Genomic DNA, 21830 nt, shown 5'->3' with positions numbered 1-21830 from the left:
TGCATGGAATGTCTCGTATAGGACTAAAACCAATTGAAATCCCTGAAGGCGTCGAAGTGAAGCTTGACGGTACCAAGGTTACTGTAAAAGGACCAAAAGGGGAATTATCAAGAGATTTCCACCAAGATATCAAAGTAAACATTGAAGATAATATCATTACACTTGAGCGTCCAAGCGACCATAAAGATCATCGTGCATTGCACGGTACTACCCGCAGTCTGATCAACAACATGGTAGTGGGTGTACACAAAGGTTTTGAAAAATCCCTTGAGATCATCGGTGTCGGGTATCGTGCCCAGAAACAAGGGGATAAAACAGTAATCAATGCCGGTTACTCACATCCTGTTGAATTGGATCCGATTGAAGGTATTGATATCGAAGTTCCTAAAAACACACAGATCGTCGTGAAGGGAATTGACAAAGAACTTGTTGGTGCTGTCGCATCCAACATTAGAGCAATCCGCCCACCGGAGCCTTACAAAGGCAAAGGTATCAGATACCAAGACGAATATGTACGTCGTAAAGAAGGTAAGACTGCTAAGTAAAGTGAGTTAGGGAGCAGAAAGGAGTGAGCTAGATGATCACAAAACCTGACAAGAACATTACACGTAAGAGAAGGCATCAACGTGTACGGAAAAGTCTATTCGGCACAGCAGAACGCCCTCGTTTGAATGTATACCGTTCAAATAAACACATCTACGCACAGCTAATCGATGATAACAATGGTGTTACTGTTGCTAGTGCTTCAACCAACGATAATGAATTGAACGTGGAAGCAACGGGCAATGTAGAAGCTGCTGTACAAGTAGGAGAATTGATTGCTAAACGTGCCCAGGATAAAGGTTATAAATCAGTTGTATTCGATCGCGGAGGCTACCTTTATCATGGACGTGTAAAAGCATTGGCAGATGCTGCTCGCGAGGCAGGACTGGAATTTTAAGATAAAGGAGGGAACCCCTAGATGAGTACAAACATCGATCCGAACAAATTAGATCTTGAAGAGCGTGTTGTTACGGTCAACCGTGTTGCAAAGGTAGTAAAAGGTGGACGTCGTTTCCGCTTTGCAGCCTTAGTAGTTGTCGGTGATAAGAATGGCCATGTAGGTTTTGGTACAGGGAAAGCACAGGAAGTACCAGAAGCAATCAAAAAAGCAGTTGATGATGCGAAGAAGAATTTGATCACAGTACCGATTGTAGGAACAACCATTCCACATGAAATCCACGGTCGCTATGGTTCCGGTAATGTATTGCTGAAACCAGCAATGGAAGGTACTGGTGTTATCTCCGGTGGACCTGTCCGTGCAATTCTTGAATTGGCTGGTGTCGGTGACATCCTTACGAAATCACTTGGATCCAATACACCAATCAATATGATTCGCGCAACATTAAACGGACTGACAAATCTGAAACGTGCAGAGGACGTAGCGAAACTACGTGGAAAGTCTGTCGAAGAACTGTTAGGATAATAAGGAGGGAAGAATTATGTCTAAACAATTAGAAATCACCCTCACACGCAGTGTTATTGGTGGAAAAGATAAACAGCGTAAAACTGTTGAAGCTTTAGGTCTTAAGAAAATCCGTCAATCAGTGGTACTTGAAGATACACCTGCTGTACGCGGTATGGTCGATAAAGTATCCCACCTGATCACGGTTAAAGAAGTATAATAAATAATCTAGCGATAAGGAGGTGCTCGCATGAAACTTCATGAATTGAAGGCATCAGAAGGTACTCGCAAAAACAGAAATCGTGTTGGCCGCGGTATGTCATCCGGGAATGGTAAAACTTCCGGCAGAGGACATAAAGGGCAGAAAGCACGTTCAGGCGGAGGTACTCGTCCAGGTTTCGAGGGTGGCCAAATGCCATTGTACCAGAGACTTCCAAAACGAGGATTCACAAATATCCACCGCAAAGAATTTGCTATTGTAAACTTGGATGCATTGAATCGTTTTGAAGACGGCACAGAAGTCACACCTGAGTTATTACTGGAAGAAGGTGTCGTAAGTAAGCAAAAAGTCGGTATCAAAGTACTGGGCAACGGCACTGTTGAGAAGAAACTTACAGTAAAAGCTCACAAGTTCTCTGCTTCAGCTAAAGAAGCTATCGAAGCAGCGGGCGGTCAAACTGAGGTGATCTAATGTTCCGTACGATCTCCAATTTTATGCGCGTAAAAGACATCAGACAGAAAATTATTTTCACTTTATTAATGTTGATTGTATTTCGATTGGGCACTTTCATTCCAGTCCCATATACCGACAGAGATGCAATTGATTTTATGAACCAGCAAAATGTTTTCGGTTTTCTTGATACTTTTGGTGGAGGAGCTTTACAAAACTTCTCCATTTTTGCCATGGGGATCATGCCATATATCACTGCCTCCATCATCATGCAGTTATTGCAGATGGATGTTGTGCCTAAACTTGCTGAGTTGAAAAAGCAAGGTGAGGTGGGCCGGAAGAAGATAGCGCAGATTACACGTTATGCTACAGTCGTGCTAGCTTTCATCCAGGCTATTGCAATGTCCATCGGCTTCAATGCCATGGCTGGAGGTATGTTGATTGAAGATCCTGGCGTAGGGAAATTCTTGCTTATTGCCATTGTACTTACCAGTGGTACAGCATTCCTGATGTGGCTGGGGGAACAAATTACAGCGCATGGTGTTGGAAACGGAATTTCAATCTTGATCTTTGCAGGTATTGTTGCTGCAGTGCCGAATGGTATTGGTCAATTATATAGCCAGTATTTCGTTAATCCTGGTGATGAATTGTTCATCAATATTGTTATTGTCACGTTGATTGCACTAGTTGTTATCGCCGTTACAGTTGGTGTTGTCTTTGTGAATGAAGCATTGCGTAAAATACCTATCCAATATGCAAAAAAACTAGTGAATCGGTCTCCAGTCGGGGGGCAATCCACCCATTTACCACTCAAAGTGAACGCTGCAGGTGTTATCCCGGTAATCTTTGCGATTGCATTCATTATGGCGCCGACTACCATTGCGAGTTTCTTTGAGGGCAGTCAGGCAGCCTCTACCATCCAATATATCTTTGACTATACACAGCCTGTTGGTATGGTGGTTTATGTAGCATTGATTATTGCTTTCACCTATTTCTATACATTTGTCCAGGTCAATCCTGAGCAGATGGCTGAAAACCTGCAGAAACAGGGCGGCTATATTCCGGGGATACGTCCCGGCCAGAATACGGAGACTTACTTGACAAGAGTCATGTATCGACTGACTTTTGTAGGATCACTATTCCTAGCGGCAGTTTCTGTTCTTCCTATAGTACTGGGCAGTATTGCAAACCTGCCGACTGCAGTACAAATCGGCGGCACTAGTTTACTGATTGTTGTCGGAGTTGCCCTGACTACCATGAAACAATTGGAAAGTCAGTTGGTAAAACGCCACTACAAAGGGTTCATAAAGTAAACCCGGCTGCCAATGAGAGCGAGGGGAAATTAGTTGAACTTGATTTTGATGGGTCTTCCTGGTGCCGGTAAAGGTACACAGGCAGAGAAGATAAATGAAAATTATAACATCCCTCATATTTCTACAGGAGATATGTTTCGTCTAGCAATTAAAGAAGGCACAGACCTAGGTAAAAAAGCAAAAGAGTATATGGACCAGGGGGCATTGGTTCCCGATGAGGTCACGATAGGCATTGTCAAAGAACGCTTAAGCAAAGATGACTGCAAGAACGGTTTCCTGCTTGATGGGTTCCCTAGAACCATTGCTCAGGCGGAAAGCCTTCAAAATCTGATGCAGGACATGGGAAGCAGCATTGACTATGTACTGCATGTGGATGTACCGGAAGAAAAATTAGTGGAGCGCTTAACTGGTCGCAGAGTTTGTCCAACATGCGGAGCTACTTACCATGTACAGTATAATCCTCCAAAAGAGGAAGGTATTTGTGACAAAGATGGTTCTGCTCTGATCCAACGTGATGATGATAAACCAGAAACGGTTAAAAATCGTCTAGCTGTTAATATCGAGCAGGCGCAACCATTGTTGAACTTTTACCAAGATCTTGGATATCTTGTTACGGTAGACGGAGATCGTGAGATTGATGAAGTATTCCGGGATATTCAAAGTATCATTGAAAAATAAGCTATTGACTGTATTTGAGGGCACGATACGGGTGGAACCCTGCTGAGTAAGAGATGCTTGGTATCGTAGTAGTTATGATTCACGTGTTGTTTAGTTTAAGTGGCACATGATTTAAGTTCTCACCCCTTTTCTGGAAGAGGTAGTCACTACTATAGCCTAATTGAAGGTGATCGTTGTTGAACGAAGATGATTCGATTCCGCTAATAGGTCAAGTTGTTCGTATTATGCAAGGACGGGAAGCGGGCCAATACGCGATAATCATAAAAGTCGTCGATGATCGGTATGTTCTGCTTGCAGATGGGGAAAAACGTAAATATGACCGGCCGAAAAAGAAGAATATCAGTCATATTGAGTTAATGGATTATACATCCCCTGAAGTCCAAAACAGCCTTCTGGAAACTGGTCGTGTCACAAATGGCAAGCTGCGTTATGCCATAGCTAAATTTGCAGATGAGGTTGTGACTGATTTGAAGAAGGGAGATCAACACGATGGCGAAAGACGATGTAATTGAAGTGGAAGGAACCGTAACGGATACATTGCCGAATGCGATGTTCAAAGTAGAACTTGAAAATGGCCATACGGTCCTGGCCCATGTGTCCGGGAAAATTCGTATGCATTTCATCCGCATTCTTCCAGGCGATAAAGTAACGGTTGAACTTTCTCCGTATGATTTGACAAGAGGGCGAATTACGTACCGTTATAAATAAGAGAGCTCCGATATAAAAGGAGGTAACGAAGATGAAAGTAAGAGCATCTGTAAAACCAATTTGCGAGAAATGCAAAGTAATCAAGCGTAAGGGTAAAGTAATGGTGATTTGCGACAACCCTAAACACAAGCAAAAACAAGGCTAAAAACAGGAGGTGCATTGATCGATGGCACGTATTGCAGGTATAGATATTCCTCGTGACAAACGCGTAGTTATTTCCATGACATATATCTATGGAATTGGAAAATCCACCGCACAGGAAATCCTTAAAGAAGCAGGCGTTTCTGAGGACACTCGTGTTCGTGATCTGACTGAAGACGAACTTTCTAGAATCCGTAAGGCAATGGATGAATACACAGTAGAAGGTGATCTTCGCCGTGAAACTTCATTGAACATCAAGCGTTTGATTGAGATCGGCTCATACAGAGGTGTACGTCACCGCCGAGGTCTGCCGGTTCGTGGGCAGAAGACTAAAAACAATTCACGTACACGTAAAGGTCCTCGTAAGACAATGGCTAACAAAAAGAAATAAAGTGAAGGAGGTAAGCTAATCAATGGCACGTAGAACTAATACACGTAAGCGTCGTGTGAAAAAGAATATTGAATCTGGTATTGCCCATATCCGTTCTACTTTTAACAATACAATTGTTACGATTACGGATAAGCAAGGTAATTCCATCGGCTGGAGTTCTGCTGGAGCACTCGGTTTCAAAGGTTCCCGTAAATCCACTCCATTTGCTGCACAAATGGCTGCAGAAACAGCTGCAAAAACAGCAATCGATAATGGCATGAAAACATTGGAAGTAACGGTTAAAGGTCCAGGAGCAGGTCGTGAAGCAGCGATCCGTTCTTTACAAGCAGCAGGCTTGGAAGTCACTGCTATAATGGATGTAACACCAGTACCTCACAATGGTTGCCGCCCACCAAAACGTCGTCGTGTATAATTGTACCGTATATAATTTGTCACCCTGTCTATAATGGGTTATGATGGCTGAAAGCATAGGGCAGGACCTATGCAACTAGCATCCGGACAACAAAGTGCAAAAGAAATGCAGGTAGAGCAGAAACGCCAACTGCCTATTTGAGGAATTTCGGTTAGACAGTCGTCTAACCGGGGTTTCGACGTTTTGAAGGAGGGTTTTATTGAATGATCGAAATTGAGAAACCAAAAATTGAAACGGTGGAAATCAGCGATGATGCTACATTTGGTAAATTCGTAGTCGAACCGCTCGAACGTGGATATGGTACCACTCTAGGAAACTCCTTGCGTCGTATCCTATTATCCTCACTTCCAGGTGCTGCTGTTACATCAGTTCAAATTGATGGTGCGCTGCATGAGTTTTCAACAATTGAAGGTATTGTTGAAGATGTTACAACGGTTATTTTGAACCTGAAACAACTGGCCCTGAAGATTTACTCTGATGATGAGAAGACGTTGGAGATCGATGTACAGGGGGAAGGAAAAGTTACGGCTGCTGATTTAACTTATGATAGTGATGTGGAAGTTCTAAATCCTGACCTTCATATTGCTACGTTGAATTCAAAAGCCAACTTGCATATGAAAATAACTGCAGAACGTGGTCGCGGCTACCGTCCGGCGGAAGAGAACAAAAGGGATGAACAGCCGATTGGCGTAATTCCGGTTGATTCGATTTTCACCCCTGTCTCACGCTCAACATTCCAAGTGGAAAACACACGTGTAGGACAAGTCGCCAACTATGATAAGTTGACCCTGGATGTTTGGACGGATGGAAGCATTCGCCCAGAGGAAGCAATCTCTTTGGGAGCTAAAGTCTTTACAGAGCATCTTAATATATTTGTAGGATTGACAGACGAAGCTCAAAAGGCCGAAATTATGGTTGAAAAAGAGGAAGATCAAAAAGAGAAGGTTATGGAAATGACCATCGAAGAACTTGATCTGTCTGTTAGATCTTATAATTGCTTGAAACGTGCTGGCATCAATACAGTTCAAGAGCTTGCAAATAAATCGGAAGAGGATATGATGAAAGTGCGTAACCTTGGCCGTAAGTCATTGGAAGAAGTAAAAGTTAAACTCAATGACCTTGGCTTGGGCTTGCGGGATGATGACTAATTAGTCTCATTTGTATTCTGATAGGATACTTACTTTTTCATGCAATCTTTATTTCCGGAGCAACAAGAAAGGGAGGGATAGTCCATGGCTAGAAAATTAGGACGTACAACAGACCATCGTTTAGCTCTTCTTCGCAATCTTGCTTCTGACCTTATCATTCATGAACGTTTGGAAGTAACTGAGGCAAAAGCGAAAGAACTGAGCTCCGTGGTAGATAAAATGATTACACTAGGCAAGCGTGGTGATCTTCACGCACGCCGCCAAGCTGCAGCATTCCTTTATAACCAGGAAGCTAACGAAGATGAAACAGTTGTCCAGAAGCTTTTCAACGACGTGGCTGCACGCTATGAAGACCGTCAAGGCGGTTATACCCGTGTTCTTAAACTTGGTGAACGCCAAGGAGACGGGGCAAAAATGGCAATTATTGAACTAGTTTAATCTGACAATATGCGTCAAGGGCAGGACTGAATCTCTTCATGAGGTGAATCCAAGCCCTTTTTTTGTAGACAGAGTTAAAAGGTGAAAGGTGAACCTTTGCGTTTCTTTTACTCTTCTAGACAGGTATGTAATAAGAGAAGGTGCTATATTCTTACATATCATAAATGGGGCGAGTTGAGGGCAGGAGGAGGAAGAGAGATGAGTGAAAAACTGATTGAGTTTCGGAATGTATCTTTTCGCTACCGTGATGAGCAACCATGGGTTTTAAATAATTGTTCGTTCGATATTCATATGAATGAATGGGCAGCTATTATCGGCCATAATGGCTCGGGGAAGTCGACGATTGCCAAGTTGATCAATGGTCTTCTTTTTCCTCAGGAGGGTCAGATTCTCATTAATGGGAAAGAAGTGAATCAGGAGACAGTCTGGGAAATCCGCCGGGATGTCGGGATGGTTTTTCAGAATCCTGATAACCAATTCGTCGGGACAACGGTTCAGGATGATGTGGCTTTTGGCATGGAGAATAGAGGGTTTACGAGAGACAAGATGTTGGAGGAAATCGATAGGAACTTGCGTGCTGTGGGGATGCAGGATTACCGCCTGACCGAGCCGCACCGCCTTTCGGGCGGTCAGAAACAGCGGGTTGCTATAGCTGGAGTCTTGGCTATTTCCCCCAGAGTCATGGTGTTGGATGAAGCAACGGCAATGCTTGATCCTCACGGAAGGGCAGAGATTATGGATACCGTTTCTGAAGTTAGAGAAAGAAACGATTTATCTCTCATAACTATTACCCATGATCTCCAGGAAATTGTCCAGGCAGACCGTGTGATTGTCATGAATGGAGGGGAAGTATGGCAGGAGGCTACCCCTCGTGAAATTTTTGAAAAAAAGAATGATCTCCAAAAGATCGGATTGGATGCCCCTTTTGCTGCTCTTCTTGCCGATGAACTTCAGCTTGCAGGTGTGCCGATTTCCCGTACAGGACCACTAAACCACGAAGAATTGTTGGAGGATATATGGACATTGCATTCAAAAACGTAAGCTATATTTATCAGCAGAACACGCCATTCGAATATAGAGCAATCGACAATCTGTCCTTCTATATCCCATCTGGGTCATTTGTGGCAGTTATAGGCCATACTGGCTCTGGTAAATCCACGCTCTTACAACATCTGAACGGATTAATTAGACCAACTGAAGGTACAGTCTCTATAGGAGATTTCCACCTCACAAAGGAAGAGAAGCCACAGAACATGATGGAATTGCGCAGCCGTGTGGGCGTTGTCTTCCAATATCCGGAACATCAGCTGTTTGAAGAAACAGTAAGGAAAGATATTGCCTTTGGCCCGCAGAATTTTGGCGTCGGAGAGTCTGAAGTTGTGCATCGTATGCGCGATATCCTTCCAGCGGTCGGCTTACCGGAAGAAATTCTGGAACGTTCACCATTCGACTTGAGTGGAGGGCAGATGAGGAGAGTAGCCATTGCCGGTGTACTGGCTATGAAACCAGAAGTTCTGGTTTTGGATGAGCCGACTGCAGGCCTAGACCCCCGCGGCCAGAAAGATATCATGGAAATGTTCTATCAGCAGCATAAAGAACAACAGCTTACCACGGTTCTAGTCACCCATAGCATGGAAGATGCTCTAGAGTATGCAGATCATGTAATCATCTTGAACAAAGGTTCCAAATACATGGAGGGCAAACCGGAAGACGTCTTTGTGCGAAAAGAGGAGCTGCATGCTGTTCAGCTGGACATTCCTGAAATTGTTCAGTTCATGGATGAGTTCCAAAAGAAAATGGGGGTAAGCATCCCTTTTCATAGACAATCTATAAAAGAATTGGCTGCAAGCATCAAGGATGTTCTCCAAAAAGGGGGACAGATATGAACAACTCATTAATCATAGGTCAGTATGTGCCAGGTAATTCTATTGTTCATCGGCTCGACCCTCGCAATAAAATGGTTTTGATCTTCTTTTATGTAATTATTGTGTTTTTTGCCAATACTGTTTGGAGTTATGCAATAATTACCGGGTTTGCTCTCATCAGCATGCTTGCATCTAAGGTCCCGATCCGCTTTATTTTGAAAGGTTTGACCCCGGTCTGGTTCCTGATTATCTTCACTTTTATTTTGCATTTATTCGTCACAAGAGAGGGAGAAGTGTTTTTTGACCTCTGGTTTTTCGAATTCTATACAGGAGGTGCCATACAGGGGTTTGCCATATCTATGCGCTTTTTCCTGCTTATTCTGGTTACTTCCCTATTGACGCTGACCACTACACCGATAGAAATTACAGATGCAGTGGAAGAATTGCTTGGGCCTTTGAAGAAAGTGAACTTTCCAGTACATGAGCTCGCATTGATGATGTCCATCTCTCTTCGTTTTATCCCTACATTGATGCAGGAGACGGAAAAGATATCGAAAGCGCAAGCTTCCAGGGGAGTTGACTTTCGTACGGGGTCCATTAAAGAGCGAGCAAAAGCTGTGGTTCCGCTTCTTGTACCATTGTTTGTCAGTGCATTCAAGCGTGCGGAAGAGTTGGCGATGGCCATGGAAGCCAGAGGCTACCAGGGTGGAGAAGGGCGTACAAAGCTTCGTGAGCTGAAAATTGAGTCCAGGGATATATGGGTCATCATACTATTTATCATTGCTCTTATAGGCTTGTTCCTGACCAGAAGTTATTCCTAAAGAAGCACACCAATCCTCCTGCCCTTCTGCAGGCAGGAGGTGTATCTACTGAGAGAGGGCTTTTAACATGAGAAAAATCAAGTGTATTGTCACCTATGATGGCTCCCGTTTTTCCGGTTATCAGATTCAGCCGGGCCAACGAACAGTACAAGGTGAATTGGAAAAGGCATTGGCAAAAATACACAAAGGATCCCATACAGGAGTACATGCGTCAGGCAGAACGGATGCAGGAGTACATGCGATCAGGCAGGTATTCCACTTCGAGACCTCATACCAGATTCCTGAAGAGAAATGGAAGAAAGCAATAAACAGCCTCCTTCCGGGAGATATATATATAACATCCAGTGAAGAAGTGGCTTCTTCCTTCCATTCCCGCTTTGATGTCAAAAGGAAGGAATACCGTTATTATGTCAGTAACACGGTGGAACCAAATGTGTTCTGGAGAAATTATGTCTTCCATTTCGCTTACCAGCTGAATCTGGAGAGTATGCAGGAGGCATGCAGGCATTTGGAAGGCACGCATGATTTCACTTCCTTTACGTCAGCGAAGGCAACCACAAAAGGGAGCAAAATCAGGACCATTTATCATGCTTCTTGCTCAGAGAGGGACGGCCAGATTGAATTTATTTTTAGAGGAAACGGGTTCCTTTACAATATGGTACGAATTATAATAGGAACTCTGCTGGATATTGGCCAGGGCAGGAAGAAACCTGAAGATATTCAATCTATCATTGGAAAAAAGGACCGCAAGTATGCAGGGGAGACTGCACCTCCTCAAGGGCTGTATTTATGGAAGGTGATTTATGAAGAAAACGATGAGGAAATCCCCTCTAAACCTTGACATACGGCTCCATGTGGGATATGATGATTTATGGCATTTTATTTCTAAACCATGATTAGCCCCGGAAACTAATTATGTTGAGAATATAAAAATTTGAAACGAACTATATGATATATGGAGGGATAACTCATGCGCACAACTTTCATGGCGAATGAAAACAATATTGAACGCAAATGGTTTGTTGTGGATGCGGAAGGCAAGCGTTTGGGCCGTCTGGCAAGCGAAGTTGCTTCAGTACTTCGCGGTAAACATAAACCAACCTACACACCACATGCAGACACTGGTGATCATGTCATCATCATCAATGCAGAGAAGATTGAACTGACAGGCAAGAAGCTTACAGATAAAATGTATTACCGTCACACCAACCATCCTGGTGGTCTGAAAGAACGCAATGCTAATGAAATGCGTACAAAATACCCGGAACAGATGCTGGAACTTGCTATTAAAGGAATGCTTCCAAAAGGCCCACTCGGCCGTAAAATGGGCAAAAAGCTGCATGTTTTCAGAGGTTCCGAACACAATCATCAAGCACAAAAACCAGAAGTCTATGAGCTTCGTGGGTAATTAAAAGGAGGTAAATCAATTGGCTCAAGTACAATACTATGGCACAGGACGCCGTAAAAAATCAACTGCACGTGTACGTTTAGTACCTGGAACTGGAAATGTCACAATCAATGGCCGCCAGGCAAAAGATTACTTTCCATATGAAACTCAACTTCTTATTCTGAATCAGCCATTGGCTGCAACAGAAACCGAAGGAACTTACGACATCATTGTCAACGTTCATGGTGGAGGATTTACTGGCCAAGCTGGTGCTATCCGCCACGGAATCGCTCGCGCTCTTCTGGAAGCAGATCCGGAATACCGCGGTTCCCTGAAAACAGAAGGATACCTAACTCGTGATGCACGTATGAAAGAGCGTAAAAAATACGGTCTCAAGAAAGCACGTCGTGCACCACAGTTCTCAAAACGTTAATAATTTCTTTAAAGACTCTCTTCTCCTGGGAAGAGAGTCTTTTTTTATTGGAAATGCCCTCATTTGGTAGTTTTGTTTTTGTAGAAAGGGGGAATGAAATGACAGTAATCATTAAAAGTTGGAGAAGATGTTAGAATTTTATCGAACTGTACGTTAAAATTAGACTAGTATCAAAATTATAGTAAAGGGAAAAGGGAATGTAGCTGAATGTCTTATCATGTGAACTTATTTAAAATCTTTTTTTTCATGGAAGATCACCTCTTTCGAATCCGGAAAGCAGAGAGAATACATAATCTATGGTTCATAACGATCCTCCTGTTTTTAGGCAGTATCTTGGTTTATGGTTGGATGGCTTATCTCGGCATGGGTAGCGAGCTGCTCTCCAGGGACGCAACATCCATGTCAGTTGTTGAATATGAGATGGCGAAAGCAGGATTTGTTATCGGGCGTCTTGCCTATGCGCTCCTGTTTTCAGTACTGGTATTATTCATTCCATCCCTGCTGTTTCATTTGTTGACAAAGCTGCCTTATAGAAAGCTGTTAATTATGCAGCAAATGGTTCTTCTAGTGATGCTGGCAGAGCGTTTGACTTGGATTCCCATTATGCTTTTGAGCGGTCTGGATTGGTATGTGTCTCCGTTTTCTTTTGGTATCCTGGCTTCTTACTTTACGGGTCAGTCATGGGTCATCTATTTCTGTGGGGCAGTTTCTCTTTTTCAACTATGGATAATCTGGTTCCAAGTTAAATACTTGAACAGGTTGTCTTCCGTCAGCAAAAGGTGGCTGTGGGCAATAGTGGTTATTCTACATATTCTGTACTGGTGTCTGGCAGCATTGCTTTCTTATTCCGACATATCAATTATAAGCGGGTGGTTTGAATGATCAAGAAATGGATCTTGCTTCTGGTTGCTGGATTGTTTGCAGGTGTTAATATCCTGATGGTGGCTATGGATGAAGAAGGCAAGGTGGAGCAGAAGGCATATATTAGTGAATGGTCCAAGGCAATGGAAAAGAACATGACTACCTTATTACATAAACCCGGCGTGCTCCAACCTGCTGAAGAATGGATGGTCTATTACGATGAGAGTCTTGGTTCTTTCCAGGAGTTCCTAGTGGAAGAAGGCACATTGGTGCAACAAGGAGAACCGCTTTTCGCTTATGAAGCAGAGAACTATACAGAAGTAGAGACCGAGTTGTCACGCAAAGCAGAAACCCTTCGTGGGGAAATCACAGCCATTGAAGAGGCAATTATCCAAATGGAACAGTACCAGGTATCAAGCAGTCAATCGGAAGCTGCTTCCCCACCACCCTTTGAATCAGAAACTACTTTCACCGAGTCACCAACACAACCGGTAGAACCTGCGGAAGCCGAACTTATGAAGGAGGAGTACCTAATTGAAAAGGAAAAGGAACTCTCCCAGAAGAATGCAGAATTAGACAGTGTGGAAGCCTCATTGGACGAATTGCAAGAGACTGGTAATTCTGTAGTGGTGGAGAGTCCTTATGAGGGACGGGTAACGTCGATTTCTGAAACTTTAACGGATCCTGTGGTGGTGATTGAAAATATTCAGCTTCAAGCAGAGGGAGAACTTTCAGAGGAAGAACGGAATAAAATTGAAGCTGGGATGCCGGTAGAAGTCCAGGTGAAAACAACAGACACAGTGATTGAAGGAGAAATTACCCAAGTGAGTGATTCACCAAAATCCGCGCACGTTGATGGTGACAGTATTTATCCTTTCCAAGTTTCCTTAAGTGAATATACGGAGGAGGAAGGATTACTGCCTGGTTATCATACCAATTTGGCTATCACTCTAGAAGAGTCTACAGGGGCCACTGCTCTGTACGAAGGTGCAGTATATAACGGAGCGGTATGGAAAATGACTGGGGAAGGAACATTACAGAAGCAAGAGGTCGAGACGGGAATTTATGAAGATTTCATCTATGAAATAAAGAGCGGTATCGGAGTGGGTGATTGGGCTGCAGAGTCACCGACCGGCCAATTCCGTCAAGGCGCCGTCTTCATTACTCCGCTGCAGCTACAGGAAGTGCCCTGGAAGAATCTATTTGCAGACGAAGAATGGAAAAAGAACGTAGTAAACGGCATAGTGGCAAGATAAGTATGAAGGGGATGCCAACGCATCCCCTTCGCTTTATATATTAGATGCTTGCTGTTTTTCCGTGTCCCAGACAATCTGTTTCTTGTGGTATAGAACATTGATTACGGCACCTGTCATCAGAATCAAGCCTGTCAGGAAAAACCAAATCATAAGGATGATGATCCCGCCAAGACTGCCGTATGTTGCTGAGTAATTCCCAAAATTGCTTACATAGAATGAGAAACCAAGAGATGTCAATTGCCACAGTACACTTGATGTCAATGCACCCGGCAAGATGTGTTTGAATGGCAGTTTCTTGTTTGGTGCAACATGATAAAGTACTAAAAGTATTGCCGTCAGAATGACAATGCTGATAGCCCAGCGCAGTACCTGCAGCATAAGACTGGTTCCTGGCGGAAGACCGATGCTGGATTCTATAAAGTTAATAATAACATTCCCGAATATGGGCAGGAGAAAAGCCACTGCGATGGAAATGATCATGCCAAGGGTCAACCCCAGGGCGATCAGCCTGACGACAATGAAGTTACGGGTTTCTTCCACTTCATATGCTTCATTGGAAGCTTTAATAAATGCGTTCACTGCATTGGATGCCGACCATAAGGCCCCGATGATACCGACAGTGAGCAGTCCACCACGGGGTGTATCAATTAAATTCACGACATTCTCCTGCAATACGGATGCTATTTCAGCGGGCAATATGTTACCGATGAAATCGACCGCTTGCTGTGGTTGGATATTAAGGTAAGGCAAAATAGTGAAGCCGACGATTAATAAGGGGAATATGGATAAAAGATAATAGTACGCCTGAGAAGCAGCCAATAAAGGAACGTTGTCCTCTTTGAATTTGGCCATCAGTTCTTTTGTAAAGTTTCTAAGCTTTGACATGTTACTTCCTCCAGTAGTGTAAATTAAGTTTGTTATCCTTTACCCATGTGTGTCATAATCTAATCGTCTGCATGGTGAGGCTTCATACGTTTTATTTCCAACTACTGGTGGTATAATGCTTTTAAGGGAGGTACAGGTATGGGAGTTGTATATTTAGGAATCTTGTTATGTGCCATAGCATTTGCAATCGCTGTTGTGTACATCTGCCTGGTGTTAAAACGTACATCAGATGTGTTGAACTCGTTAGGAAAGACATTTGGGAAAGTTGAGAAGGAACTGACGCATATTACACCACAGGTAAAGGAAACCATCCGAGGGACAGATAAGATTGTAGATGATTTGGGAACAAAGTTGAAATCAACTGACAGTCTTTTTGACAGTCTGGAAGAGCTGGGACTCTCTGCCCAGTCCTTTAACCTTGCTTACCAGCAGAAGCGTGCTACTATGTCCGATCCGGAACTTCAGGAGGAAATCCGACCGTTCGTGGAAGGTATCAAGTGGGCTGAAGCAGGGTCTCAATTATATTCTAAGTGGACAAAGACAAAGCCGGTTAAGAATGAACTGATGCCGCAAAATAGTTATGAGCTGAAAGTTCAAGGCAGGGACACGACTCGGCTGCCGGCAGCAAAGACAGGGAAAGGAGATAGACCATGACATTGACAGGGATTGGTGTTTTACTTATTGGTATCGCCTTTTTGGTATTAGCAATTTTCCTTGCGAATACCCTGCAGCACATGGCTGGGCTGCTGAAAGGTGTAGAAAAGACAGTGGACAGACTACCGGACCAGCTGGACGACGTCATGAAAGAAACCGGAAATTTGATTAGTGAAAGCAATAATACATTGGCAGATGTTAATGAAAAGATGGAGCAGGTCACTCCGTTTTTCCAATTGGCGGGTGATATGGGAGACGCTACCCGCAAGCTTTCTTCTTCACTCGTAGAAATGACGGAGGCCTTGAAGCAAAAATCAGATGACGCCAGCAGCATTTCCGGGAAAAACAATCTTGGTGGAATGTACGGATCTTTCGCCCTAGGCTATTATCTGTTGCAAAAGAAAAGAAAGGCGAGAAGTGAAGGAGCATCCACGGATGACCAGTAATGGCGAGAATAAACAAACACTCCCTTTGGCAGCAGCGGTTATGGCAGGTGCGGCTATTGGATGGTGTTTGAATGCAAAGATGACCCGGAAGAAGAAACTTGAAGAACACCGGACGATTACCGAGAAAATCAGGAAGTTCGATGAGAAGTTTTATGAAGATGGCCGGAGAAGGGCCGATCAAATGGAATCAATTAAGCAGGAGATTCATACAGGTTTTACCAAATAAAAAATATTCCCTCGCCGTTCCACATGGCAAGGGAATATTTTTTATTTACTGTTAGTCGTATTTTTAGGTGTAGAAAATTCATTACGCTTCTGGAAGAGGATATAGCCGAGTGTCAATGCCCCATAGATACCCTCCAGGTTCTTCCGGTAAGCAAAATCACTTGCTTCTTGAGCCTTCACTTCCATTTTCCCCACAGCGTTCACCATAGAATTGGATAACTGGCTGGTAGCTCTCCCGGCATCCCCCACTATATAGAAGATTGGACTAAGCTCCTTCACTTGATTGTTTACTTGGTGAAGTGTATCGGTGCTTGTGCTGAGAGCTTCCCTTGCTTGCGCAGTGATATCAGTCACCGTTTCCGGCAAATCGTCTGTTGTCTTTTGCAGGTTGCCCAGCACACCTGATAATTTGTTCAATGGCTTAATGAGCAGTATTACCAGAACCAAGAATGCTACTCCAATAATAATGACTCCAATTCCGAGCCAATCCATAATTGTCACTCCTTTTACTCCATTTCATTTCTTTAATGATACCACTAATCCTTAAGAAATAAACGTCTCACGTATTGGGTCGAGTCATAATCTTTTTAACCCGCCCATATATTTTTAAAAGCAGAGGGACAAGGGGCGAGCGCGATGAAAAATAGTAAGAAGTATCTGCTATGGGTGATGGGCGCTGTATTACTGGCAATCCTTATTCAATTTCCGCTAGAGAAGTCGGAAGTAGCCACATGGACTACGCCGCTTGCGGGCAAGACTGTGGTCATCGATCCGGGCCACGGTGGACCAGATGGTGGGGCAGTTGGCAGTGACAACACGTTGGAAAAGGATATTTCTCTGTCGGTTGCAAAGAAGTTGCAGAATTTCCTTCAACAAGCCGGAGCGGTCGTATATCTTACCAGAGAGGAAGATAAAGATCTTGCTTCTGCAGATACAAAGGGCTTATCACGCAGAAAGGCGGAAGACCTCCGGGCACGGCTGGCATTTATTAAAGAAAAAGAGCCGAACTTTTTCATTACTCTTCATTTAAATGCACTGGGTTCCAGCAAGTGGAGGGGCGCACAGACCTTCTATTATCCTGAGTTTAAAGAAAGCAAACACTTGGCAGTAATGATTCAAAACGAAATCATCCGTAACTTGGAGAATACGAAGCGGGAAGCCTTGGCCATTGAGGAGGTCTATCTAATGAAACACGCAGAAGTCCCTGGAGCCTTGGTTGAAATCGGCTTTTTGTCCAACCCGGAGGAACGCGAACTGTTGAAGCAGGATGATTATCAGCAGGGAATGGCCGCCAGTATTTATGAAGGGATTCTCCGTTATGTGACGGAAGACCCACCAGAAGAGTAATGAAAACGTCACCATCCAAACTCAAATTACTTAGAAAAATGGTGATTTGTGTTATACTAGCGAAAGAATGCTATTAGCTAGAAAGGGATGGTGACATATGTTGACAAAAGAAGAGGTAATCGAACTTCTTAACCCGGTAAAAGATCCGTTTTTACATAGAACCTTTGAGGAATTGGATGCAGTTAAAGATGTGACGATAAAAGAAGAAAAGAAACACGTCAGTGTAAAAGCAGGGATTGCGAAGACAAATACTGCAGAACAGATGAAATTGCAACAGGAAATCGTAGGCATCTTGAAGAAGAATGGAGCCTCAACAGTTGGTCTCCGTTTTGAACAATTGCCTGACGAGGTGATCAAAAAATATCAAAGTGCAGCGGATGATAAGAAGGAAGCATCCCTGCTCGGAGGAAATAAAGGGACGAAATTCATCACGGTTGCTAGTGGGAAAGGCGGTGTAGGCAAATCAACGGTCACTGTCAACTTAGCGATCAATCTGATGCGTCTGGGAAAGAAAGTCGGAATCATTGATGCGGATATTTACGGATTCAGTGTACCGGATATGATGGGAGTAGAGAATCGCCCTGCCGTACGTGGGGAGAAGATCATCCCAGTGGAACGTTTCGGAGTGAAAGTCATTTCCATGGGGTTCTTTGTGGAGGATAATTCACCAATCATCTGGAGAGGCCCTATGTTGGGGAAAATGCTGAACAGCTTTTTCTCTGAAGTGGAGTGGGGCGACTTAGACTATCTGCTGCTAGACCTCCCACCAGGGACAGGGGACATTGCAATGGATGTTCATGAACTGCTTCCGACAAGTAAGGAAATCATTGTAACAACTCCACATCCTACAGCAGCTTTTGTTGCTGCACGTGCTGGACAAATGGCTTTGAAAACCGAGCATGAAATACTGGGAGTTGTGGAAAATATGGCTTACTTCCAAAGTGAAAGTACGGGAGAGAAGGAATATGTGTTCGGGAAAGGCGGCGGTCCAAAGCTGGCCGAGGCACTCAGCTCAAAAGTTCTGGGACAGTTGCCTCTTAAACAGCCATACGACGAAGAGGATGTTTTTGCACCATCCATTTATCAAGAAGATCACCCAATCGGGAAAGAATATCATAAAATTGCTTCCAAAGTTGTTGCTAAAATGGAGGAGTAATTCAAGAGAGAGGGCGTCCTATAGTGGACGCCCTTGCTAATTAAGGAGTGAGCTCGTGTGCGGGTAGTTGGAACAATTTTACTGACCACCCCCACCGCTACTTTCACCGCCTCCACCAGATTGGCCGCCACCGCCGCCTTGCCCTCCACTTTGCTGTTGTCCTCCACCGCCGCTTCCTTGTTTCTCTGCAGCCTTAAGGAGGATTTCCTGTATTTTAGCTTGGAAGGTAGGTGTTTCCAGTGTCTCTTGGATTGTTTTTTCCAAATGGGCTCTGAACTCCTGACTTTTCATGACACTGAGCAGTTGTTCCGTCATCTTTGGATCCTTCAGTAGTTCGAGCATTTTTTCCTGGTATTCAGCGTCATTCATAAGTTTTTTGATCAGTTGTTGTTGCTGGTCTTCCATTGACTTTGCAAAACCCTCAACGAATTTTGGGTCCTCAAAGAGTTTTTTCCACATCTCTTTGCCCTTTTCCCCTGCAAGGGTCTCATTGATCGATTTCTTTACCACATCAGTTTCGATGACAAGTTCTTTTTTCATTTCCTCATCTGCCATAATTTCTTGAATTGCCTTTTTTCCATCTTCTGTCTGCAGTATATCAACAACCATTTTCTTCGTGGTGTCATATTCTCCTTCATTACCTGCTGCTGTATTGCCGCCGCAGGCAGCTAACAAAATGAAGGAAAATCCTAGAGCAATCATAATTGATATGTGCTTCATGAGAATTTCTCCTTCCTTTATATATTTAATATGCGTGTACAAATTGTAAAATATGCAATGCTTTTAAGGAAAAAAGAATCCGTACATGATAAAATACCAATGGTGCCAATTTTATGTTTCCAGGATCTGTTCGATATAGAATTAGGAGGATAATGGTTTGAATAGTCGCAAGTTAGTGGGTTTTCTTTTTAAAACTTTTTTGCTCGGGGGCGTAGTAGGGCTAATCACCAGCTTCTTCGTTAAATCGGAGGATTATGCCCGTTATCTCCAACCGTTTGATGCTTTTGAGTTACTCGGGTTGGTTATTTTCTTTGTAGGGATTGGTTTTGTTTTTGCTGCAGTGAGCCAAACAGGATTTTTTGCATATCTTTTCATTAATCGCTTCGGACTGTCTCTTTTTCGGATTTATTGGCCAACAATACAAGTATTGCTGATTGCATTTGTATTGTTCGACCTAATATATTTTCCATACAGAGCTATGGAAGAAGTAGCTTTATACTGGTTTATTCTAATGGCCGGTGCAATCTTAGGCTATGGTTGGATTGTCGCCAAATTAAAAGCCAAGGAAACAAATCAACGTGCATTCATACCTGCATTATTTTTAATGGTAGTGATGACCACCATTGAATGGATTCCTGGAATGCAAGTAGAGGGGACAGACTATGCTATTCTGATGATCTTTCCATTATTGGCTTGTAATACATACCAGCTCCTGGTATTGCATCGATTACAGGAGAGGAAGTAATTAGTAAATAGCTGGAGACGATAAAAAAACTGGCGAACAAAACTCGCCAGTTTTTTTATGGTATTTTAGGTGTCACTCCACAAGTTCCGCTTCTGCGTGCGCTTGGTCTATAAGTTCAGACATGGTGACAAATTGAAACTTCTTCGTTCTTAAGCCGGGCAGTATGATTTCCAGGGCGTCAGCTGTCTGTTTAGCTGAATCGGATGCGTGCATCAAAATAATATCGCCATTGGTGGTGTTTTCCATCACCGTGTCGACAATCTCATTTGTACCTGGATTCTTCCAGTCATGAGTGTTGATATTCCAGTGGATCACTTCAAATCCCATTTCTTCAGCAATCTCTATTATTTGTTTATTGAAATGACCGCTGGGCGGTCGTAGCAGGTTCGTGTCCTCTAAGCCCATCTTTTCGAAAGCTTCCCTCGCCTTTATCAGGTCCTGCCTTACTTCGTCTGTTTCTTGATCAAGATAACTTTTATACTGGTAGCCGAGCATCCCTATTTCATGATCTTCCTCATTAATTCTCTCTACTATCTCTGGGTGGCGTTCTGCCCATTCTCCACTTAAGAAGAAGGTCGCCTGTGTGCCCTCTTCCGCAAGTTTTTCTAATATGTCAAAGACTTTCTCTTCTCCCCAGCTGATATTGAAAGTCAAGGCAATATTCGGCTCATTAGCACTCCCCTTTGCTATGGCCGTGGGTTCTTCTCCGGAAAATACTGAAAAAGAGCCGTCTCTTTCAAACCATACAAATGCAGCTGTGAAGAATGCAAACAGTACAACTACCGACCATCTTTTCCACTTTGAAAGTTTCCAAACATAAAAATGCTGCAATTGCTACCCTCCTATACTTGTCCTGCTTAACAATATTCTATGCCATATTTTCAGTGATAGAACGAGGAGGTGCCGCTGTCAAAATAAAATAGAAAAAATGATGAAAAAAGTGGATGAAAATTAAGGGGAAATGGGAATAGTAACCATACAAAGCCGGTAAGTCCAAAGTTCTTTTAATACACATATCGCAAAAAGACCGACAAAAGCCCCGGTGATTCACGAACCATGTGATATATATGATAAAGAACTTCACGAGGCGTATAGCATATTACATGAATAGTGGAGGAAAGTTAGGTGAATGGAATGTTAGGATTACTCGTTAATGACATGGAACAGAAGGAAATTGAGTACCTTCTAAAAAGAGAGTTGGAAGAATTGTTAATGGACTTGGAAGATCACCGGATAGATCAAATGGTTAAAAGAGCAATGAGAGAGAGATATCAACTTCTTTTCCAATTGTTCCGCAGGGTGGCCAGTGAGCAGGAATGCATTAAATATATGCCTAAGCGGAAAGAGAATTGATAGAGAATAAATGCCTCCAGTGCTTGGTGCAAACTGGAGGCATTCCTACGAAGCCCGGGGGCTCATTCATTTGAGAGAAGGTGAAATTAATTTCATATTTCCCCTTGCAGATATTTTTTATGTATGCTATATTAGTTTTTGTCGCCGATGAAACACAGTTCGGCAACATCACTTATAATTTTTCATTAAATAGCTGTTGACAACAAACAGGAAACATGATAAATTATATCTTGTCGCGAAAAACGACAAAACAAAACACAAATTGATCTTTGAAAACTGAACAAAACAACCAGTATGTCAAGAAGAAACAACTCGTTTTTTCTATTAAACAGC

The 21830-nt window shown here is 43.2% G+C and carries 33 protein-coding genes; 29 read left to right on the top strand and 4 right to left on the bottom strand.

What is annotated here, in order from left to right:
- The first annotated feature begins 8 nt into the window (after window positions 1-8).
- From rplF to ACFOGI_RS11555, 22 genes are all read left to right on the top strand, one after another.
- Window positions 9-545 (top strand): 50S ribosomal protein L6, encoded by a 537-nt coding sequence (gene rplF / locus ACFOGI_RS11660; RefSeq protein ID WP_390272662.1) that lies wholly within the window; start codon window positions 9-11, stop codon window positions 543-545.
- Window positions 546-577: 32 nt separating this feature from the next.
- Complete coding sequence (rplR, locus tag ACFOGI_RS11655) at window positions 578-940, top strand: 50S ribosomal protein L18 (RefSeq protein ID WP_390272660.1); 363 nt, start codon at window positions 578-580, stop codon at window positions 938-940.
- A 21-nt stretch (window positions 941-961) separates the two neighbouring features.
- Entirely contained in the window at window positions 962-1465 is a 504-nt protein-coding gene (gene rpsE, locus ACFOGI_RS11650) for a 30S ribosomal protein S5 (protein ID WP_390272657.1), read from the top strand.
- A gap of 16 nt (window positions 1466-1481) precedes the next feature.
- Window positions 1482-1664, top strand: coding sequence for a 50S ribosomal protein L30 (gene rpmD, locus ACFOGI_RS11645; RefSeq protein ID WP_390272654.1), 183 nt, complete (start codon window positions 1482-1484; stop codon window positions 1662-1664).
- Between the two features lie 30 nt (window positions 1665-1694).
- Window positions 1695-2135, top strand: a complete 441-nt coding sequence (gene rplO / locus ACFOGI_RS11640) for a 50S ribosomal protein L15 (RefSeq protein ID WP_390272652.1) — start codon at window positions 1695-1697, stop codon at window positions 2133-2135.
- A complete protein-coding gene (secY, locus tag ACFOGI_RS11635) occupies window positions 2135-3427 on the top strand; it encodes a preprotein translocase subunit SecY (RefSeq protein WP_390272649.1) in 1293 nt (430 codons plus the stop codon). The genes rplO and secY overlap by 1 nt, the downstream gene beginning before the upstream one ends.
- Window positions 3428-3460: 33 nt before the next feature.
- Complete coding sequence (locus ACFOGI_RS11630; protein WP_390272646.1) at window positions 3461-4105, top strand: adenylate kinase; 645 nt, start codon at window positions 3461-3463, stop codon at window positions 4103-4105.
- Window positions 4106-4281: 176 nt separating this feature from the next.
- Window positions 4282-4617 (top strand): KOW motif-containing protein, encoded by a 336-nt coding sequence (locus ACFOGI_RS11625; RefSeq protein WP_390272766.1) that lies wholly within the window; start codon window positions 4282-4284, stop codon window positions 4615-4617.
- Window positions 4595-4813, top strand: a complete 219-nt coding sequence (gene infA, locus ACFOGI_RS11620) for a translation initiation factor IF-1 (protein WP_010652072.1) — start codon at window positions 4595-4597, stop codon at window positions 4811-4813. Before ACFOGI_RS11625 ends, infA begins: the two co-directional genes overlap by 23 nt.
- A gap of 31 nt (window positions 4814-4844) precedes the next feature.
- Window positions 4845-4958 carry a 50S ribosomal protein L36 gene (gene rpmJ, locus ACFOGI_RS11615; protein ID WP_080876116.1) on the top strand — a complete coding sequence of 38 codons (114 nt, stop codon included), beginning with the start codon at window positions 4845-4847 and terminating at the stop codon, window positions 4956-4958.
- Between the two features lie 21 nt (window positions 4959-4979).
- Complete coding sequence (gene rpsM, locus ACFOGI_RS11610; protein WP_390272643.1) at window positions 4980-5345, top strand: 30S ribosomal protein S13; 366 nt, start codon at window positions 4980-4982, stop codon at window positions 5343-5345.
- 22 nt (window positions 5346-5367) lie between these two features.
- Window positions 5368-5757, top strand: coding sequence for a 30S ribosomal protein S11 (gene rpsK / locus ACFOGI_RS11605; protein WP_390272640.1), 390 nt, complete (start codon window positions 5368-5370; stop codon window positions 5755-5757).
- A gap of 203 nt (window positions 5758-5960) precedes the next feature.
- The gene (locus ACFOGI_RS11600; protein ID WP_390272637.1) at window positions 5961-6905 is read left to right on the top strand and encodes a DNA-directed RNA polymerase subunit alpha; all 945 of its coding nucleotides are present in this window, start codon (window positions 5961-5963) and stop codon (window positions 6903-6905) included.
- Window positions 6906-6989: 84 nt separating this feature from the next.
- Window positions 6990-7343 carry a 50S ribosomal protein L17 gene (gene rplQ / locus ACFOGI_RS11595; RefSeq protein ID WP_390272635.1) on the top strand — a complete coding sequence of 118 codons (354 nt, stop codon included), beginning with the start codon at window positions 6990-6992 and terminating at the stop codon, window positions 7341-7343.
- Window positions 7344-7541: 198 nt separating this feature from the next.
- Entirely contained in the window at window positions 7542-8384 is an 843-nt protein-coding gene (locus ACFOGI_RS11590; protein ID WP_390272632.1) for an energy-coupling factor ABC transporter ATP-binding protein, read from the top strand.
- Entirely contained in the window at window positions 8360-9229 is an 870-nt protein-coding gene (locus ACFOGI_RS11585) for an energy-coupling factor ABC transporter ATP-binding protein (protein WP_390272629.1), read from the top strand. Before ACFOGI_RS11590 ends, ACFOGI_RS11585 begins: the two co-directional genes overlap by 25 nt.
- Complete coding sequence (locus ACFOGI_RS11580) at window positions 9226-10029, top strand: energy-coupling factor transporter transmembrane component T family protein (protein ID WP_390272626.1); 804 nt, start codon at window positions 9226-9228, stop codon at window positions 10027-10029. Before ACFOGI_RS11585 ends, ACFOGI_RS11580 begins: the two co-directional genes overlap by 4 nt.
- Before the next feature lie 67 nt (window positions 10030-10096).
- Window positions 10097-10870 (top strand): tRNA pseudouridine(38-40) synthase TruA, encoded by a 774-nt coding sequence (truA, locus tag ACFOGI_RS11575; RefSeq protein ID WP_390272623.1) that lies wholly within the window; start codon window positions 10097-10099, stop codon window positions 10868-10870.
- Window positions 10871-10999: 129 nt separating this feature from the next.
- Window positions 11000-11437, top strand: a complete 438-nt coding sequence (gene rplM / locus ACFOGI_RS11570) for a 50S ribosomal protein L13 (protein ID WP_390272620.1) — start codon at window positions 11000-11002, stop codon at window positions 11435-11437.
- A gap of 19 nt (window positions 11438-11456) precedes the next feature.
- On the top strand, window positions 11457-11849 hold the full coding sequence (gene rpsI, locus ACFOGI_RS11565; RefSeq protein WP_390272617.1) for a 30S ribosomal protein S9: 393 nt from the start codon (window positions 11457-11459) through the stop codon (window positions 11847-11849).
- Between the two features lie 207 nt (window positions 11850-12056).
- Window positions 12057-12731, top strand: coding sequence for a hypothetical protein (locus tag ACFOGI_RS11560; protein WP_390272614.1), 675 nt, complete (start codon window positions 12057-12059; stop codon window positions 12729-12731).
- Entirely contained in the window at window positions 12728-13966 is a 1239-nt protein-coding gene (locus tag ACFOGI_RS11555) for an efflux RND transporter periplasmic adaptor subunit (protein WP_390272611.1), read from the top strand. Before ACFOGI_RS11560 ends, ACFOGI_RS11555 begins: the two co-directional genes overlap by 4 nt.
- A 33-nt stretch (window positions 13967-13999) precedes the next feature.
- Here the strand turns inward: ACFOGI_RS11555 and ACFOGI_RS11550 are convergent, their stop codons facing one another.
- Window positions 14000-14851, bottom strand: a complete 852-nt coding sequence (locus ACFOGI_RS11550) for a YihY/virulence factor BrkB family protein (protein ID WP_390272609.1) — start codon at window positions 14849-14851, stop codon at window positions 14000-14002.
- 138 nt (window positions 14852-14989) lie between these two features.
- On the opposite strand from ACFOGI_RS11550, the gene ACFOGI_RS11545 reads away from it, so the two are divergent.
- The 3 genes from ACFOGI_RS11545 to ACFOGI_RS11535 are packed head-to-tail and all read left to right on the top strand — an operon-like array spanning window position 14990 to window position 16177.
- Window positions 14990-15505 carry a DUF948 domain-containing protein gene (locus ACFOGI_RS11545; RefSeq protein WP_390272606.1) on the top strand — a complete coding sequence of 172 codons (516 nt, stop codon included), beginning with the start codon at window positions 14990-14992 and terminating at the stop codon, window positions 15503-15505.
- Window positions 15502-15951 carry a DUF948 domain-containing protein gene (locus ACFOGI_RS11540; RefSeq protein ID WP_390272603.1) on the top strand — a complete coding sequence of 150 codons (450 nt, stop codon included), beginning with the start codon at window positions 15502-15504 and terminating at the stop codon, window positions 15949-15951. The genes ACFOGI_RS11545 and ACFOGI_RS11540 overlap by 4 nt, the downstream gene beginning before the upstream one ends.
- Complete coding sequence (locus tag ACFOGI_RS11535; RefSeq protein ID WP_390272601.1) at window positions 15941-16177, top strand: hypothetical protein; 237 nt, start codon at window positions 15941-15943, stop codon at window positions 16175-16177. Before ACFOGI_RS11540 ends, ACFOGI_RS11535 begins: the two co-directional genes overlap by 11 nt.
- A gap of 41 nt (window positions 16178-16218) precedes the next feature.
- Here the strand turns inward: ACFOGI_RS11535 and ACFOGI_RS11530 are convergent, their stop codons facing one another.
- On the bottom strand, window positions 16219-16668 hold the full coding sequence (locus tag ACFOGI_RS11530; protein WP_390272598.1) for a DUF948 domain-containing protein: 450 nt from the start codon (window positions 16666-16668) through the stop codon (window positions 16219-16221).
- 144 nt (window positions 16669-16812) lie between these two features.
- Here ACFOGI_RS11530 and cwlD point away from each other — a divergent pair, with 144 nt between their 5' ends.
- Both cwlD and ACFOGI_RS11520 read left to right on the top strand, forming a co-directional pair.
- Window positions 16813-17523 carry an N-acetylmuramoyl-L-alanine amidase CwlD gene (gene cwlD / locus ACFOGI_RS11525; RefSeq protein ID WP_390272596.1) on the top strand — a complete coding sequence of 237 codons (711 nt, stop codon included), beginning with the start codon at window positions 16813-16815 and terminating at the stop codon, window positions 17521-17523.
- A gap of 97 nt (window positions 17524-17620) precedes the next feature.
- On the top strand, window positions 17621-18679 hold the full coding sequence (locus ACFOGI_RS11520; protein WP_390272594.1) for an Mrp/NBP35 family ATP-binding protein: 1059 nt from the start codon (window positions 17621-17623) through the stop codon (window positions 18677-18679).
- A 78-nt stretch (window positions 18680-18757) separates the two neighbouring features.
- Here ACFOGI_RS11520 and gerD read toward each other — a convergent pair whose 3' ends face one another.
- On the bottom strand, window positions 18758-19399 hold the full coding sequence (gene gerD, locus ACFOGI_RS11515) for a spore germination lipoprotein GerD (protein WP_390272592.1): 642 nt from the start codon (window positions 19397-19399) through the stop codon (window positions 18758-18760).
- A gap of 157 nt (window positions 19400-19556) precedes the next feature.
- Between gerD and ACFOGI_RS11510 the strand changes: the two genes are divergently transcribed.
- A complete protein-coding gene (locus ACFOGI_RS11510; RefSeq protein ID WP_390272590.1) occupies window positions 19557-20144 on the top strand; it encodes a KinB-signaling pathway activation protein in 588 nt (195 codons plus the stop codon).
- A gap of 72 nt (window positions 20145-20216) precedes the next feature.
- Here ACFOGI_RS11510 and pdaB read toward each other — a convergent pair whose 3' ends face one another.
- Complete coding sequence (gene pdaB / locus ACFOGI_RS11505) at window positions 20217-20975, bottom strand: polysaccharide deacetylase family sporulation protein PdaB (RefSeq protein WP_390272587.1); 759 nt, start codon at window positions 20973-20975, stop codon at window positions 20217-20219.
- Window positions 20976-21278: 303 nt separating this feature from the next.
- Here pdaB and ACFOGI_RS11500 point away from each other — a divergent pair, with 303 nt between their 5' ends.
- Window positions 21279-21497: a hypothetical protein gene (locus ACFOGI_RS11500; protein WP_390272764.1), complete on the top strand. Its 219-nt coding sequence runs from the start codon at window positions 21279-21281 to the stop codon at window positions 21495-21497.
- The last annotated feature ends 333 nt before the right edge of the window (window positions 21498-21830 follow it).

Source organism: Virgibacillus xinjiangensis (assembly GCF_042643145.1).
Taxonomy (GTDB): Bacteria; Bacillota; Bacilli; order Bacillales; family Amphibacillaceae; genus Virgibacillus_O; species Virgibacillus_O xinjiangensis.
This window is presented reverse-complemented; position numbering and strand designations above follow the sequence as displayed.